This is a genomic window from Thalassospira sp. SM2505 (genome assembly GCF_054901115.1).
The window spans coordinates 2,012,898-2,026,555 of the sequence record NZ_CM142731.1; the positions used below are offsets into that span (position 1 = coordinate 2,012,898).

Here is a 13,658-nt window from a genome sequence, read left to right on the forward strand (position 1 = left end):
CGGAAACGCCAAGGCGAGGGAGGTTTTCATGACCGACACACGCCCCGATCCACAGACCGGATCTGGCAACATATCTGTTCATGCCCGGATCGAGGGCAGGGTACAGGGTGTATGGTATCGCGCATGGACCGTCGAGGAAGCCCGCAAGCGCGATCTTACCGGCTGGGTGCGCAATCGCACCGATGGCACGGTAGAGGCGGTATTTTGCGGTCCGGTCGATGTGGTGCAATCGATGATTACGGCCTGTTACGACGGGCCTCCCCATGCGCGCGTCGACAAAATTCACGAAGAACCCGCACTGGAAGACGGCTTTGACATATTTGAAAAGCGTCCCACGGCCTGAGTGAATTCCAAATATAATCACCGGTTTGGCGTTATTTTCAAACCGCTGGCAAAAGCCTTTTTCCGGCAAGAACTGGAAAAAGGCTTTTTATTTGTCGCAGTGCAGTGGCATGCTGTTGAAATCCTGTCTGCATGGTCAGCATCCATCGGGTCGGGAAATCAACAGGGAGAATATAAAATGACCTTTATCGCAAAATCATTTGGTGTGGCCGCCATTGTGGCGACCAGCGCCCTTTGTGCTTTTGGTGCACAGGCGCAGGAACCTGCACAGAATGACGGTTTGAACGGCACCCTTTGGCTTCAGACCTCGGTCGAATATAAAACGACCGCCATTTCGGTCTATGCCGGTGCGACCCGTCTGCTTGATGCGGCCATTGGCGATCACAGCTGGACCGCAGCACTTGAGCAGGACGGCAACTATATGTCCAAGCCGCCGGCAGTTATTCTGGACGTTGATGAGACGGTTCTGGACAACTCGAAATATCAGGCATGGGTTGTAACCGAGAGCACGCATTACAGCTCCAAAACCTGGGCGAAATTCGTTCATGACATGGTGTCGACCCCGACCCCGGGCGCGCTTGAATTCACCAAGGCCGCTGCGGCCAAGGGTGTGGAAGTCTTCTATGTGTCAAACCGCAAGGCACCGGAAGAAACACCGACCATCGAAAACCTGAAAAAATACGGTTTCCCCTATGCTGACGAAAAACACGTCATGTTGCGTGGTGAAGTCGAAGCATGGGGATCGAACAAAACGCCGCGTCGCAAGGCGGTTGCGGATGATTACCGTGTGATCATGCAATTTGGTGACAATTTCGGCGACTTCACCGACGAGATTGATGGTTCGATCGCAGAACGCCTTGAAGTCATGGACAAATACGCGACCTATTGGGGCGAGCGCTGGTTCATGCTGCCAAACCCGAGCTACGGCTCGTGGGAAGAAGCTGCATTTGGTGGCGATTGGAAAAAGTCGTCTGAGGTCCGTCGTCAGGACAAGCTCAATGCCATGGATCCATGGGCCGGTCCGGGCGAATAAGCCTGCGACTTTGACCATGAAACTGAAAAGGGCGTCCCGCGGGGCGCCCTTTTTGCATTCGATTTATTTCAGGACCCAGCGGAAGGCACGGTTAAGCTCTGCAACTGCATTGGTGTCGTACCAGCGCCCATGGGCAAGAATGACGCGCTTCGGGTTCCAGCCGATCATGGTTTCAACGCATTTGCGCACATGACCACGATGGCCGATAAAGGTTGCCCGCATGTCACGCGGGGCGGATCCATCCGGATCCATGGTTCCGAACAGACGCAGCATGAACCGCCAGAACGGGCTTTTGACCTTTTGCGGTTCGAAATTCTCGATCAGATCGGTCAGGATCAGGGTTTCGGAAGCGCTGTGGAAAAAGACTGCTTCGTTCAGATAGCCGCCCCGAACCAGCACCTGTTTGATGTCATCGGCCCAGTCGGGCTCGGCACTGTCAGCCAGTTCACCGTCAAAGCGTACTGATATGCCAACCGATTTGGCACGCTTGATCACGCCGGGCGCACAAAATGCCAGTGCATCCGGATAGGCCTTCTGCCAGTCAGGCACACCGGCATAGTGAATGGTGTTTGATGCAATCAGCCAGGTTACTGTGCCCAGTTGATCGACTGCCGCCTTCAACTGATCGGTAAGACGGATCGGGGAATGCACAAACAGCCTGTTTCCCGACAGGCGCACGATGGTCATTCGCGTGGGAAAGGGCATGGAAAACCCGAAATTCTGAAACCCGATCACCGGACCATCAATGATCCAGATATTTTCTGCAACCGGTTTGGGGGTATCGAGCGGGGCATAGGTATCGACAGAGAACATGGGGCTTGTCTCCGGTATGGTGGGGTGTTTGTGTAAAGGTTAAACAACTTTACCGGGATTAAACCTGGCATCGGGATCAATCGCTGTCTTGATCGCGCGCAACAGCTTCATTTTTTCGTTGCTGGCATAGTGCGCAAGCTCGTCACGTTTGAGCTGCCCGATGCCATGTTCGGCACTGATCGATCCGCCAAGATCAGTGACAATGTCATGGATGACGCTATTGAGGCTTTCCCAGCGGGCTAGATACTTGGATTTCTCCATGCTGACCGGCTGGCTGAAATTGAAATGGATATTGCCATCGCCGACATGACCAAACGGGCAGGGGCGGATACCGGGGATCAGGGCCTTGGCCGCAGCTATCCCACGATCCAGAAGATCGGGCACACGCGATACCGGCACGGACACGTCATGCTTTATCGAGCCGCCTTCGAACCCCTGGGCCTCGGGGATGCCTTCGCGGATTGCCCACAGATTGGCGCGCTGTTTTTCCGATTGTGCAATGGTGGCATCAGATGCCAGACCGATCTCGACCGCATTGCTTAAAAGGTCGACCAGAAGTCCCTGTAGATCATCGTCCGGGCGTGACGAGGTCAGCTCGATCAAAACATGCCAGTCTGTCTTGGTGGCAAGCGGACGTGTCAGCCCCTTAAGGTAAGTCACCGACATATCATGGGCAAAGCCACTGATCAGTTCGAACGCGGCAATCGCGTCCCCGGTATGGCGGCGGGCAAGGGCCAGCAGATCAATCGCGCATTCCGGCGATGGCACGGCAAGCCATGCGGTGGCGACATGCTGGGGACGGGCAAACAGTTTAAGCGTTGCCTTGGTGATGATGCCAAGTGTGCCTTCGGCGCCGATAAACAGATCGCGAAGATCATACCCGCTATTGTCCTTGCGCAGTTTGGAAAGCCCGTTCCAGATGCTGCCATCAGGCAGGACGACCTCAAGGCCAAGGCACAAATCCCGCGCATTGCCATAACGAATGACGTTCAAGCCACCGGCATTGGTCGCAAGATTGCCACCGATCTGACAACTGCCCTCGGCCCCGAGTGATAACGGGAAAAGAAGGTCATGCCTGGCACAGGCTTCCTGAATGGTTTGCAGGATCGCACCGGCTTCGACGGTCGCGGTAAAATCGCGCTCGTCAATTTCAATAATCGCGTTCATGCGCTTCAGGTTCAAAAGAACCTGTTTGGAACCTGCAACTGCCCCGCCGCATCGTCCGGTATTGCCGCCTTGCGGAACAATGGCAATTTCATGGGCGGCACAGATCGCAACCGCCTTTGCGACTTCTTCGGTACTGGCCGGAAACAGGACAATTTCCGCCTGACCTTTGAACTTGCCACGGGCCTCGGCATTATGTGGTGCCAGAACGTCAAGATCGGTGCTCCAGCCCTTGGGGCCAAGCAGGTCTTTCAGATCATTGATCGCGCCGTCTGGCAAAAAGGGCATGGCGATATCCGTGTCAGGGCGAAGGATGCGGTGCGCGCGGGGCTGCGGCACGTTTCATGCGGTCATTGATCGCAAGTCCAAGTCCGCTATCGGGGATTGGCGCAATCGCAATGCCGTCAAAACGTTTCTGGTCGGCTTCATGAAGTTTGGCAAACAGATTGGCAGCCGCTTCGCGGTCATCGCCGGTTCTGGATAACCAAAGAACCGCGTCAAATCCCCTGGTGTTGCAATCGCCAAATGCCAGAAGGATTTCATTGCCATATTTGGCACTATCAGCGGTTTTCGCATCAAGGCGTACCGGCAGACCCGGCGCATAATGGCTGGTCAGCATGCCGGGGCTTTTGGGTGCGGTATCGTCGGTTTCGGCCATGATGACCGCACAACCAAGAACCTCTGCAACCTGTTCCATGGTAATCCCGCCGGGACGCAGCATCACCACCCGATCCGTGGTCAGGTCAATGACCGTACTTTCAAGCCCGACACCACAAGGACCACCATCAAGGATCATGCTGATCGCATCGCCAAGGGAATGGGCAACATGGCCAGCCGTGGTCGGGCTGATGCGCCCGGAACGGTTCGCAGACGGGGCGGCAATCGGCCGGCCGACCGCGCGTAACAATTCACGCGCCATCGGATGGGCAGGAACACGTACGGCAATGCTTGGAAGACCTGCGGTGACCAGTTCGCAAACATTACTGTCTTTCTGACGGGGCAGAACCAGTGTCAGCGCACCGGGCCAGAATGCCCCGGCCAGTTTGTCGGCACGGGCATCAAAGACCGCATGCTTTGCCGCCGCGTCGCGGTCTGGAAAATGGCTGATCAGCGGGTTGAAGCTTGGTCGCTGCTTGGCGGCATAGATACCGGCAACCGCATCGGCATTGGTGGCATCCGCACCCAGCCCATAGACCGTCTCGGTCGGAAAGGCCACAAGTTCACCGGCGCGCAGTTTTGCTGCAGCCTGGCTAAGGGCACCTTCGGAATAGGGTCGAATGGTCAGTGCGGGTGACATGCAAGTATCCGTGAAAAGACAATCTACTCAGATACCTAGCGACGATGCGCGCCCATGACAAGGAAGAACGCCGCACGGTTACGTGATGGCAGCCAAAAAAGAATGACATATCTGGAAGGAACTTGGGCCCGAACAGCGCAGAGCCGCCATAAAATGGCGGCTCCAATTTACGCTCTAGCCCGATTTCGCCCCGCGGTGGTGAAACTGGACCGCGTCGCCGTTATTCCGGCGGCTATTTACGTCACCTACACTCAGTGTGGCGATACATTCTGTATATTTCAAAATACGCGAAAAGTCAATGAAACTGCGGTTTTTACGGTGTTTTTTCTGCGCCAAAACAAAAGCGGCCTGTCATATGTGCGATGCACAAGGGACAAGCCGCTGATGATGCTGATGAATTCGTCCAGGTCTTTGCGTAGCGGTAAATCAGACTTGATATTTCACCGGTACGGACGGGCTGCGCGCGATGAAGAACGGATTGCGAAAATCGTCTTTTCCATAAAGGAATCGCGATCCGTCCATATTTTCAACAACGCCGCCTGCGGCTGCCAGAACCGCATGACCAGCCCCGATATCCCATTCCATGGTCGGACCCAGACGCGGGTAAAGATCGGCTTCGCCTGCGGCGACAAGGCAAAGCTTAAGCGAGCTGCCCGCCGGGCGCAGTTCCTTGACCGGAAGATCACCAAGAAAGGCCTTCATGGCTTCGGGATCGCCATGCGAACGCGACCCGACAACAACAACGCCGTCTTCTGGCATATCGCGCACGGTGATGTTGGTGATGGTCGGGTTAACATCGTCCTCGATCAGTTTCGCGCCATCCGGGCCGCCGTAATAAAGCTTTTCAATGGCCGGGGCATAGACCACGCCCAGAACCGGCTGACCCTTGGCAATCAGGGCAATGTTGACGGTGAATTCGCCATTGCGCTTGATAAATTCCTTGGTGCCGTCCAGCGGATCAACCAGCCAGAAAAATTCCGTTTCACCATTCACATCTGGCACATCACCCTTGGCCGCTGATTCCTCTGACACGATTTTGACATCCGGGGTCAGCGCGCGCAGCCCCGGAAGGATCACGGCCTCGGCGGCTTCGTCGGCTTCGGTCACCGGGCTTGCATCATCCTTGGAGCGGACTTCGAAATCGGTTTTGTAGATTTCCATCATGGCCGCACCGGCCTTGCGGGCAATTTCGATCAGTCCGTTTTCAAGGGCGTCGGCTTTGGCTGGCAGGGCAATGGTCATTGCGGTCTCGTGCGTTTGCGTGAATATGTTGATTGATGGGGATAGGGAATTTTCGACCCAAGGTCCAGCCTGCACATGCAAATAATTCCGGTTTCAGGATTTCCTGCCGAATTGAACCGTCATCGCGGCCTTAAGCGCGCCAAGCAAATCGGCACTCAATTTATCGGGCCGGATCAAAACCGGCCCCAGTGCCGGTGTCGGGCAAATGCCCGCCATGATATTTTGGGACTGCCAGTCAGGTATCAGATGCTCAATCACATCAACCAGTGTGATCGCACCGGCAACATGGTTGGTCCGAATGCTTGCCCCCCAGCGTTGCGCGGCATCGCGGGTGGCAAAAAGCGGGCAGAATGTCTGACCCTCATGGGTATGCAGCAACCAGCCATGATGAAAAAGCCCCCAAAGACCTTCCCATTTCCCGACTTCTTGCAGAAATTCCCGATACCGGTTGTCGTTCGGATGTTCTGAAGCGGCGTCAGACATCGCGCCAGAAACCGGTTGGTGTTATGTCGAGGGCGGAAATGCCACGGGTGATGAACCGCTGGGCTTGCAGGCTGCCCGACCAGTAATCCATCGGCAATCCGGCCTTGCGTTTCAGGTGGGCTACAAAATCCTTGGGATCGGGCAATTGATCCCAAACCTGTGGCAGGAACAAGCCCCGCCGATTGCCATCCGACAGGATTATGCCGTCTTCAAACGGCGTCAGTCTGGCAATCAGATCAGCCTCGTCTTTAAACGGGAACGGATGGGGCGGCGACAGGACCGAGATCGACAGTTCAAGATCATCACTGATTTCATCACGTGAAAGCCCGGCAAATCGCGGATCGCGGAATGCGGCCTTGAAGGCGTTCTCACAAAGATCGGTGGCAAGATCGGCGTGCGCAATGATTGATCCGATGCAGCCGCGCAATTGCCCGGATTTTTTAAGCGTCACAAAGCAGGCCCCCGGTGCGGCAAGGGCCGGTGGGACTTCGCTGGTGGAGACATGCAATGGCGCACCGGTATCAAGCCCGTGCAGGATTGATTTGCGGCACAGATCAAGCATGGCGGGGCCATGAGCCTTGATCAAATCCTCGGTCGCCTTGGCGAAATTGTCTTCTGTGGCGTCCGGTCTCGTATCGGGCAACTCGTCACTTTGATAAAGCGCCCATGCGCCATAGCCGACCACACGTGACTTGTCGCCGGTGACATCACCGGAATTACGCATGCCCAATGTTTCGATCCGCATATTGCGGCTTCGTGCCGACAGCAACATGCCCGCCACCGGAAGCGCGCCACAGGCGTCATCGCTTCCGATATTTTCCGCATCGAAATTCTCGATCATTTTGCGGGTATTGGCATCCATGCGTTTGGCGGTGTCATAATCATGGAAGTGCGACAGGTCTGATGAAATGACAATCAGGGTTTCCGGGCCACCCCACAGCTTTTCAATGACCTCACTGACCTGACGCGGGCTGCATCGACTGACCAGAAGCGGCACAATGCCGATATCGGCCGTTTCGCCAAACAGGCGCTGAATAAATGGCAACTCGATCTCAAGCCCGTGTTCAAGCCTGTGCGCATCATCAAGCATCTGAACATGCGGCAAGGCTAACGCAGCTTGAAGCGCCGGAAGGTCACAGCGCATGGTGCCAAGCGGGGTTGCAAATCCATCGGCCTTGGCCAGCGCAATGCCCTGGAATGCCATGCGGTGCGCCGGGCCAATGATCAGGATGCGCTTTATCTGCCCCTTAAGGGCGCACACGGTGGCAAAGCCAAGGGCGGCAAGGCTTCCTGAAAACATCAAACCGGCATGGGGAACAATGATTGCCTTGGGGATGGTTTTGTTTTGCGTGACATCGGCATGCAAGGCAGCATCAATCAACCCGTCAATCTCGCTGCGCAGGATATCAGCATCAGCAGGATAGAAGGTTCCGGCAACGGCAGGCGGGCGGATGATGGTCATAGCTTTCCTCTGATGTACCTGAAAGCCCTTTGAAGCGATGTTTCAGAGGGGTTTGGAATGCTTGGACTCAAATTGGTCCAATGGTACCAAGTATAGTGATATACTCCCTGTTGGACGCTGAATTTATTCCCACAAATTGTGCATTCGCATCTATAGTCGGCGGACCAGTTTTGGGCGTCTTCCACTTTATCAGTTATGACAACGAATCCTTCCTCCGCTTCTTTGTTCGGATTGAAAAACATGTTGCTTGGGTAAAGTTCGCATTGGCAAGCCTCAGTCTCTCTAATGAAGCTCAGTTTCTTCAATGCAAAGTTCAGGTGGTAATCATTAGACAACAAGCCAGGGCCACTGTTCTTAAAGATGTTTTTTGTCTCCTTTCTAATTTTTTTCAAGTGCTCGGAAATTTCGAGAAGCTTATCTCTATCGCGTAACTTTCTAATTTCACAGCTGGCCAGCCAAACTTTGTGAGGGTCACGGGAAAGGAAGTGATCTAAAATATCCAATGCGTTGTCCTAAAGTTAGATGCTCATTGCAGCAGGAGATTTCTCAGCGACCTTTTGAAAAAGATAGCGATCAGGACTAGATTTTCAAAGAGGAAGCTTTGCCAAAAGAAAGCCCGCGCCATGAATATGACCACCCCGCAGGTCGATACGGTCCCCGCCCGCTATTGGCGCCATCTCGACGATGGCCGCATTCAGTGCGATGTCTGTCCGCGCTTTTGCAAGCTCAATGACGGGCAGCGGGGGCTTTGTTTTGTCCGGGCTCGCGAAGGCGATCAGATGGTTCTGACCACCTGGGGGCGGTCATCTGGATTTTGCATTGATCCGATCGAGAAAAAGCCGCTGAACCACTTTCTGCCCGGAACGCCGATCCTGTCCTTTGGCACGGCGGGCTGTAATTTGACCTGCAAGTTTTGCCAGAATTACGAGATTTCCAAGGCGCGCCAGATGGACAAGCTATCATCGCTCGCGACCCCGGAAATGATTGCCAAGACCGCCAAGGCACATGGGTGTTCGGCCGTGGCCTTTACCTATAACGATCCGGTCATTTTCCTTGAATATGCGGTGGATGTCGCACAGGTCTGCCGCGAGATGGGGCTGCGGACGGTAGCGGTGACGGCGGGTTATATCGGGGAGGCGGCACGCGAGGAATTTTTCCGCCATATGGATGCGGCCAATGTGGATTTAAAAGGCTTCACCGACCGCTTTTATCATCAGCTTTGTTCGGCCCATCTTGAGGATGTGCTTGAAACGCTTAGATACCTCAAACACGAAACCGGGGTGTGGTTTGAACTGACCAATCTGGTCATTCCCGGCGAGAATGACGGGGACGGGGAATTTGATGAAATGACCGGCTGGGTGCAGTCCGAACTTGGTCCGGATGTGCCGATGCATTTCAGTGCCTTTCACCCGGACTGGAAAATGATGGATACCCCGCCAACACCGCCCGCGACCCTGATGCGGGCGCGGGACATCGCGATCAAAAACGGCATCCGCTATGCCTATGTCGGCAATGTCCATGACAAGGCGGGATCAAGTACCTATTGCCATGGCTGTGGCGGTATCCTGATCGGGCGGGACTGGTATCAGCTATCGGACTGGAACCTTGATGCCCATGGGGCCTGCAAGAATTGCGGCACTCATTGTGGCGGGGTGTTTCAGGCCAACCCGGGAACATGGGGGCCAAAGCGCCAGCCGGTGAAACTGATTTCAAAAACATAATTACAGGAAGGCAGGGACGTCATGGATATCAAACGCGCCGGATCGCAAGCCTCAACCACCGGGTCACCGGAATATTTCACCGGACGGGTGCGGATCGATCCGATCATCAGTGCCGCCGACCCGGCACGGGTTGCCGCAGCCAATGTGACGTTTGAGCCGGGCGCACGCACGACATGGCACACCCATCCGCTGGGCCAGACGATCATTGTCACCGCCGGGGTGGGGCGCGCGCAGCGCCAAGGCGGCCCGGTCGAGGAAATCCGTCCGGGCGATATCGTCTGGTTCGAGCCGGGTGAAAAGCACTGGCACGGGGCCGGTCCCGAAACCGCGATGACCCATATCGCCATTCAGGAAAAACTCAATGGCTCGCCAGTCGATTGGTTGGAGCCCGTGACGGATGCGGATTATCTCGGTAAATAAACCGCTGGTCTGACAATCCGGCCCACGTCGTCATTCCGGGCGGAGCAAAGCGCAGACCCGGAATCCATCGCTCTGAGGTCATGGTGCTGCCCGACTGGATCCCCGCCTTCGCGGGGATGACGGCGGTGGAGGCATTACTTAACACCTGACGATTTCGCTGGCACTCTCGCGTCATATCGCTAAATTGCCGCACAGTTTGACGCGGTAGGAAAGAAAGCACACGCAGTGGCCGGGATGAAAATTCGCAAAGCCCGTTTGGGCGATGTCGGGGCAATTTTTGCCATTCGAAGCCGCGTGCGTGAAAACCATCTTTCCGCCTCCGAACTGGCCGAACGCGGCATCACCAAGGCGGCCTTTGGTAAATGGCTGGAACAGGGATATGGCATCTGGCTTGCCGATCTGGACGGATCGGCGGCGGGCTTTGCCATCGCCATCCCGAGTGAAGCCACCCTTTGGGCGCTGTTTGTTGATCCCGATTTCGAAGGGCGCGGTGTCGGTGCGGCCTTGCTGCGCACGGCCGAGGAATGGCTGTTTGCCCAAGGATGTAATGACATTTCGCTCACCACCGGTGCAGATCCGAAAAACCGTGCCCATGGCTTTTATGAAATGCATGGCTGGCACAGTACCGGGGATGTCGAAAACGACGATGTCGAATATATCAAATCCAACCCGTCGCTTTCGCTGTTTGATTTCTAGAGCACGAAGGACCTAGCGCACCGGAATGCCGCGTGTTTTCTTCTGCGACGGGCCCAACAGAACCGGGCCATAGCCAATCAGAAATGCCAGCCAGCCGCCCAGCCACATCAGGGTCGCAATCGCAAGGATCGTGACATAGTGTTCATTGCTTTGCCCGGCGATGATCCGAAAGGCGGTTGAAAGCCAGATCAGGCCAAAGGCAGCATTAAGCATCCCGCTTGCGCGCAATTCGCGCCCGGTATGGCCAAGGGCCGCCCGCCCGGAAATCGCAATGATCATGCAGGCCATCGCCCCGCCGGTCAGCGCATGCAGCGCATCGCGACTGCCAATCGTATCGGGCCAGATATGTGACGCCCCCAGAAGAGCAAGCCCCACCGGCACCCAGAAATAGCCAAGATGAAGCATGGCAACAATCGGCTCGCGCCAGCTGTAAATCCCGCGCCAGCGGATCAGGCGCACGGCATGCAGCACGGCCGCAACCAGAAGCACACTGCCAGACAATGGCGTGCCAGGTGCGGTAATCGTACTCAGGATGGCGACAACAATGCTGGCCATACAGGCCATGTCAAACCGGCCAAACATGGCGGGCATCGGCGCATTGATCTGTTCGCGCTGCATCCAGTTGCGCGTAAAGGCCGGGATCACCCGCCCGCCAATGAGGCTGATCAGCAAAATGATCGTCAGGATCGCGGTTTGATAAAGAATGGCCGGATCAAGGGCGATGACATCCAGGCAGGATGCAATAAACAGCCCGTCAAACAGTGCGATGACGCCAATCACGGCCAGAACCCGCATATTCTTGAAATTGCGCGCCGCAATCAGTTCGCGTGCGCCCAGCGCAATCAGAAAGGCGAAATAGGCAAGATCGCCAAGGATCACCAGAACCGGTGGCAGGCTGTCGGCAAAACCGACTGAAATCCGCCCCAAAAGCCACGTTGATGTAAGGCCCATTAACATCGGCCCGGCAATGGCCGGTCGTCCGGTCCAGTTGGCAATTGCCGTTAACAGAAACCCGCCAATCGCCGCCCCGCCAAAACCGAATATCATTTCATGGGCATGCCAGTATGACGGCGTGCCAAGGCTTGGCACGACAATTCCGTGGGCAAATCCCGCCACCCACCAGACCACAGCCACAATCGCCAAAAGACCGGCAAGCAGGAAAAGCGGGCGGAAGGCACCACTCCAGAATGGATGGGGAGATTTTGGCGGCTCGGTAATGGTAATCGGTGCCGGCTTGGCGCACATGACGGGGCTCCTGCATAGGGGAATGGGCCATCATAGCGGGTTTTGACCATCCGGACTTGATATTGGGCAATTTGGAGCGAAGCCAATTCGCAACGCTAACACATTGCTGTTAAGTGAAATCCCGGAGCTTTTTCGATGATAAGCCTTTTCAAGCGCATTTATCGCGCTAGATTAGGGGCAGTATTGTTCAGACACAGTGTTCAAGCTGTGCGCCCCGAAACATGACAGGAGTCCTGTTCACCATGAAGATCACGTTTTCCGATCTCGCCATTCCGTCCAGCGGTGCCGTTATTGCCTTTGCGACCGAGGGTGCCGATCTGATGCCAAGTGCCGTCGCACTGGACGAAGCAACCGGTGGATCGATCACCAGGGCGATCAAATCCTCGACCTTCAAGGGCAAGGCAGGACAAAGCCTTCAGGTTCTGGCACCGGCCAATGTTGATCTGTCGCGCGTGATCATTTTCGGGATTGGCAAGGAAGCCGAGTTTGACGTGATCGCTGCCCAGAAGCTTGGCGGTTCTGTGACCGTACGCGCGCTGTCAACCGGCGAGAAAGAGGTCTCTGTCCTGTTTGATATGGAAAACCTTGCCTGTGATTTCGCAACCGGTGCGATGCTGCGTGATTATCGTTTTGATAAATACCGCACCACCGAGACCAAGGAAGACAAGCCGGTTCTGAAATCCCTTGATGTCGCGACCCGCGATCACAAGGAAGCCAAGAAACAGTTCGATACCGCCAAAAAGGTCGTCGAAGGCGTGTTCTTCACCCGTGATCTTGTCTCCGAACCGGCCAACGTTCTGTATCCGGAAACCTTCACCAAGGAAGTCATGGCGCTTGAAAAGCTCGGTGTCGAGATTGACGTCCTTGATGAAAAGGAAATGAAGAAGCTCGGCATGGGCGCGCTTCTGGGCGTTGCCATGGGCTCGGCCAAGAAACCGGCCATGGTTGTCATGCGCTGGAATGGCGGCAAGAAAAAAGACGCCCCGATTGCCTTTGTCGGCAAGGGCGTGACCTTTGACACCGGTGGTATTTCGATCAAACCGGCGGCTGGCATGGAAGACATGAAATGGGACATGGGCGGTGCCGGTGTTGTTTCCGGTCTGATGAAGGCACTGGCGGGCCGCAAGGCGAAATGCAACGTGGTTGCGGTTCTTGGTCTTGTTGAAAACATGCCGTCCTCGACAGCCCAACGTCCGGGTGACGTTGTGACCTCGATGTCGGGCCAGACGATTGAAGTCATCAATACCGACGCCGAAGGCCGCTTGGTTCTGTGTGATGCCCTGACCTATGTGCAGGAAAAATACGATCCGCGTCTGATCGTTGATCTGGCGACCCTGACCGGTGCGGTCATCATTGCCCTTGGTCATGAAAATGCCGGCCTGTTTTCCAATAATGACGATCTGGCTGCCCAGATTTCAACAGCCGGTCTTGCGGTTGATGAAGGTGTCTGGCGCTTGCCGCTGTCGCCTGCCTATGACAAGCAGCTTAAATCCGACATTGCCGATATGAAAAACGTTGGCGGTCGTCCGGCCGGTTCGATCACCGCGGCCCAGTTCCTCAAACGCTTTATCACCAAGGATCGCCCCTGGGCGCATCTTGATATCGCGGCCATGGCATGGTCGACCGCGGATAAGGAAGTCGTGCCAAAAGGCGGTACGGGCTTTGGTGTGCGTCTGCTTGATCGCTTTGTTGCCGATAACTACGAAAACTGATTTCGGTTTTCATCGGCCGTAATTTGCG

The 13,658-nt window shown here is 55.7% G+C and carries 13 protein-coding genes; 6 read left to right on the top strand and 7 right to left on the bottom strand.

The genetic code is table 11. From position 1 onward, the window contains the following. Positions 1–28: 28 nt before the first annotated feature. Both ACTU44_RS09290 and ACTU44_RS09295 read left to right on the top strand, forming a co-directional pair. A complete protein-coding gene (locus ACTU44_RS09290; RefSeq protein WP_114098838.1) occupies positions 29–343 on the top strand; it encodes an acylphosphatase in 315 nt (104 codons plus the stop codon). 177 nt (positions 344–520) lie between these two features. Beyond that, entirely contained in the window at positions 521–1,375 is an 855-nt protein-coding gene (locus tag ACTU44_RS09295; RefSeq protein ID WP_114098886.1) for a 5'-nucleotidase, lipoprotein e(P4) family, read from the top strand. 63 nt (positions 1,376–1,438) lie between these two features. On the opposite strand, the gene ACTU44_RS09300 is transcribed toward ACTU44_RS09295, so the two are convergent. From ACTU44_RS09300 to amrB, 6 genes are all read right to left on the bottom strand, one after another. Continuing rightward, a complete protein-coding gene (locus tag ACTU44_RS09300) occupies positions 1,439–2,188 on the bottom strand; it encodes a DUF4336 domain-containing protein (protein WP_462097267.1) in 750 nt (249 codons plus the stop codon). Positions 2,189–2,227: 39 nt separating this feature from the next. Then, on the bottom strand, positions 2,228–3,640 hold the full coding sequence (locus ACTU44_RS09305; RefSeq protein WP_462097268.1) for an FAD-binding oxidoreductase: 1,413 nt from the start codon (positions 3,638–3,640) through the stop codon (positions 2,228–2,230). Between the two features lie 13 nt (positions 3,641–3,653). Then, the gene (locus tag ACTU44_RS09310) at positions 3,654–4,649 is read right to left on the bottom strand and encodes an L-threonylcarbamoyladenylate synthase (protein WP_336080459.1); all 996 of its coding nucleotides are present in this window, start codon (positions 4,647–4,649) and stop codon (positions 3,654–3,656) included. A 426-nt stretch (positions 4,650–5,075) separates the two neighbouring features. Next, a complete protein-coding gene (gene cysQ / locus ACTU44_RS09315) occupies positions 5,076–5,891 on the bottom strand; it encodes a 3'(2'),5'-bisphosphate nucleotidase CysQ (RefSeq protein ID WP_462097269.1) in 816 nt (271 codons plus the stop codon). A gap of 93 nt (positions 5,892–5,984) precedes the next feature. Continuing rightward, complete coding sequence (locus ACTU44_RS09320; protein WP_462097270.1) at positions 5,985–6,374, bottom strand: DUF2750 domain-containing protein; 390 nt, start codon at positions 6,372–6,374, stop codon at positions 5,985–5,987. Further along, the gene (gene amrB, locus ACTU44_RS09325; protein WP_462097271.1) at positions 6,367–7,836 is read right to left on the bottom strand and encodes an AmmeMemoRadiSam system protein B; all 1,470 of its coding nucleotides are present in this window, start codon (positions 7,834–7,836) and stop codon (positions 6,367–6,369) included. Before amrB ends, ACTU44_RS09320 begins: the two co-directional genes overlap by 8 nt. A 623-nt stretch (positions 7,837–8,459) precedes the next feature. Between amrB and amrS the strand changes: the two genes are divergently transcribed. The 3 genes from amrS to ACTU44_RS09340 all read left to right on the top strand — a co-directional run bounded on the left by amrS (position 8,460) and on the right by ACTU44_RS09340 (position 10,673). Next, positions 8,460–9,557 carry an AmmeMemoRadiSam system radical SAM enzyme gene (gene amrS, locus ACTU44_RS09330; RefSeq protein ID WP_462097272.1) on the top strand — a complete coding sequence of 366 codons (1,098 nt, stop codon included), beginning with the start codon at positions 8,460–8,462 and terminating at the stop codon, positions 9,555–9,557. 21 nt (positions 9,558–9,578) lie between these two features. Beyond that, on the top strand, positions 9,579–9,977 hold the full coding sequence (locus ACTU44_RS09335) for a (R)-mandelonitrile lyase (RefSeq protein ID WP_462097273.1): 399 nt from the start codon (positions 9,579–9,581) through the stop codon (positions 9,975–9,977). 234 nt (positions 9,978–10,211) lie between these two features. Further along, entirely contained in the window at positions 10,212–10,673 is a 462-nt protein-coding gene (locus ACTU44_RS09340; protein WP_336080468.1) for a GNAT family N-acetyltransferase, read from the top strand. Positions 10,674–10,685: 12 nt separating this feature from the next. On the opposite strand, the gene ACTU44_RS09345 is transcribed toward ACTU44_RS09340, so the two are convergent. Next, positions 10,686–11,918, bottom strand: a complete 1,233-nt coding sequence (locus ACTU44_RS09345; protein ID WP_462097274.1) for an NnrS family protein — start codon at positions 11,916–11,918, stop codon at positions 10,686–10,688. Positions 11,919–12,160: 242 nt separating this feature from the next. Here ACTU44_RS09345 and ACTU44_RS09350 point away from each other — a divergent pair, with 242 nt between their 5' ends. After that, entirely contained in the window at positions 12,161–13,630 is a 1,470-nt protein-coding gene (locus ACTU44_RS09350) for a leucyl aminopeptidase (protein ID WP_114098885.1), read from the top strand. Positions 13,631–13,658 lie beyond the last annotated feature (28 nt).

Excerpts from the sequence above, each read along its gene's own strand:
- ACTU44_RS09290 (WP_114098838.1), top strand. The coding sequence starts at position 29 with ATGACCGACACACGCCCCGATCCACAGACCGGATCTGGCAACATATCT.
- ACTU44_RS09295 (WP_114098886.1), top strand. The coding sequence starts at position 521 with ATGACCTTTATCGCAAAATCATTTGGTGTGGCCGCCATTGTGGCGACC.
- ACTU44_RS09300 (WP_462097267.1), bottom strand. The coding sequence starts at position 2,188 with ATGTTCTCTGTCGATACCTATGCCCCGCTCGATACCCCCAAACCGGTT.
- ACTU44_RS09305 (WP_462097268.1), bottom strand. The coding sequence starts at position 3,640 with ATGCCCTTTTTGCCAGACGGCGCGATCAATGATCTGAAAGACCTGCTT.
- ACTU44_RS09310 (WP_336080459.1), bottom strand. The coding sequence starts at position 4,649 with ATGTCACCCGCACTGACCATTCGACCCTATTCCGAAGGTGCCCTTAGC.
- cysQ (WP_462097269.1), bottom strand. The coding sequence starts at position 5,891 with ATGACCATTGCCCTGCCAGCCAAAGCCGACGCCCTTGAAAACGGACTG.
- ACTU44_RS09320 (WP_462097270.1), bottom strand. The coding sequence starts at position 6,374 with ATGTCTGACGCCGCTTCAGAACATCCGAACGACAACCGGTATCGGGAA.
- amrB (WP_462097271.1), bottom strand. The coding sequence starts at position 7,836 with ATGACCATCATCCGCCCGCCTGCCGTTGCCGGAACCTTCTATCCTGCT.
- amrS (WP_462097272.1), top strand. The coding sequence starts at position 8,460 with ATGAATATGACCACCCCGCAGGTCGATACGGTCCCCGCCCGCTATTGG.
- ACTU44_RS09335 (WP_462097273.1), top strand. The coding sequence starts at position 9,579 with ATGGATATCAAACGCGCCGGATCGCAAGCCTCAACCACCGGGTCACCG.
- ACTU44_RS09340 (WP_336080468.1), top strand. The coding sequence starts at position 10,212 with ATGAAAATTCGCAAAGCCCGTTTGGGCGATGTCGGGGCAATTTTTGCC.
- ACTU44_RS09345 (WP_462097274.1), bottom strand. The coding sequence starts at position 11,918 with ATGTGCGCCAAGCCGGCACCGATTACCATTACCGAGCCGCCAAAATCT.
- ACTU44_RS09350 (WP_114098885.1), top strand. The coding sequence starts at position 12,161 with ATGAAGATCACGTTTTCCGATCTCGCCATTCCGTCCAGCGGTGCCGTT.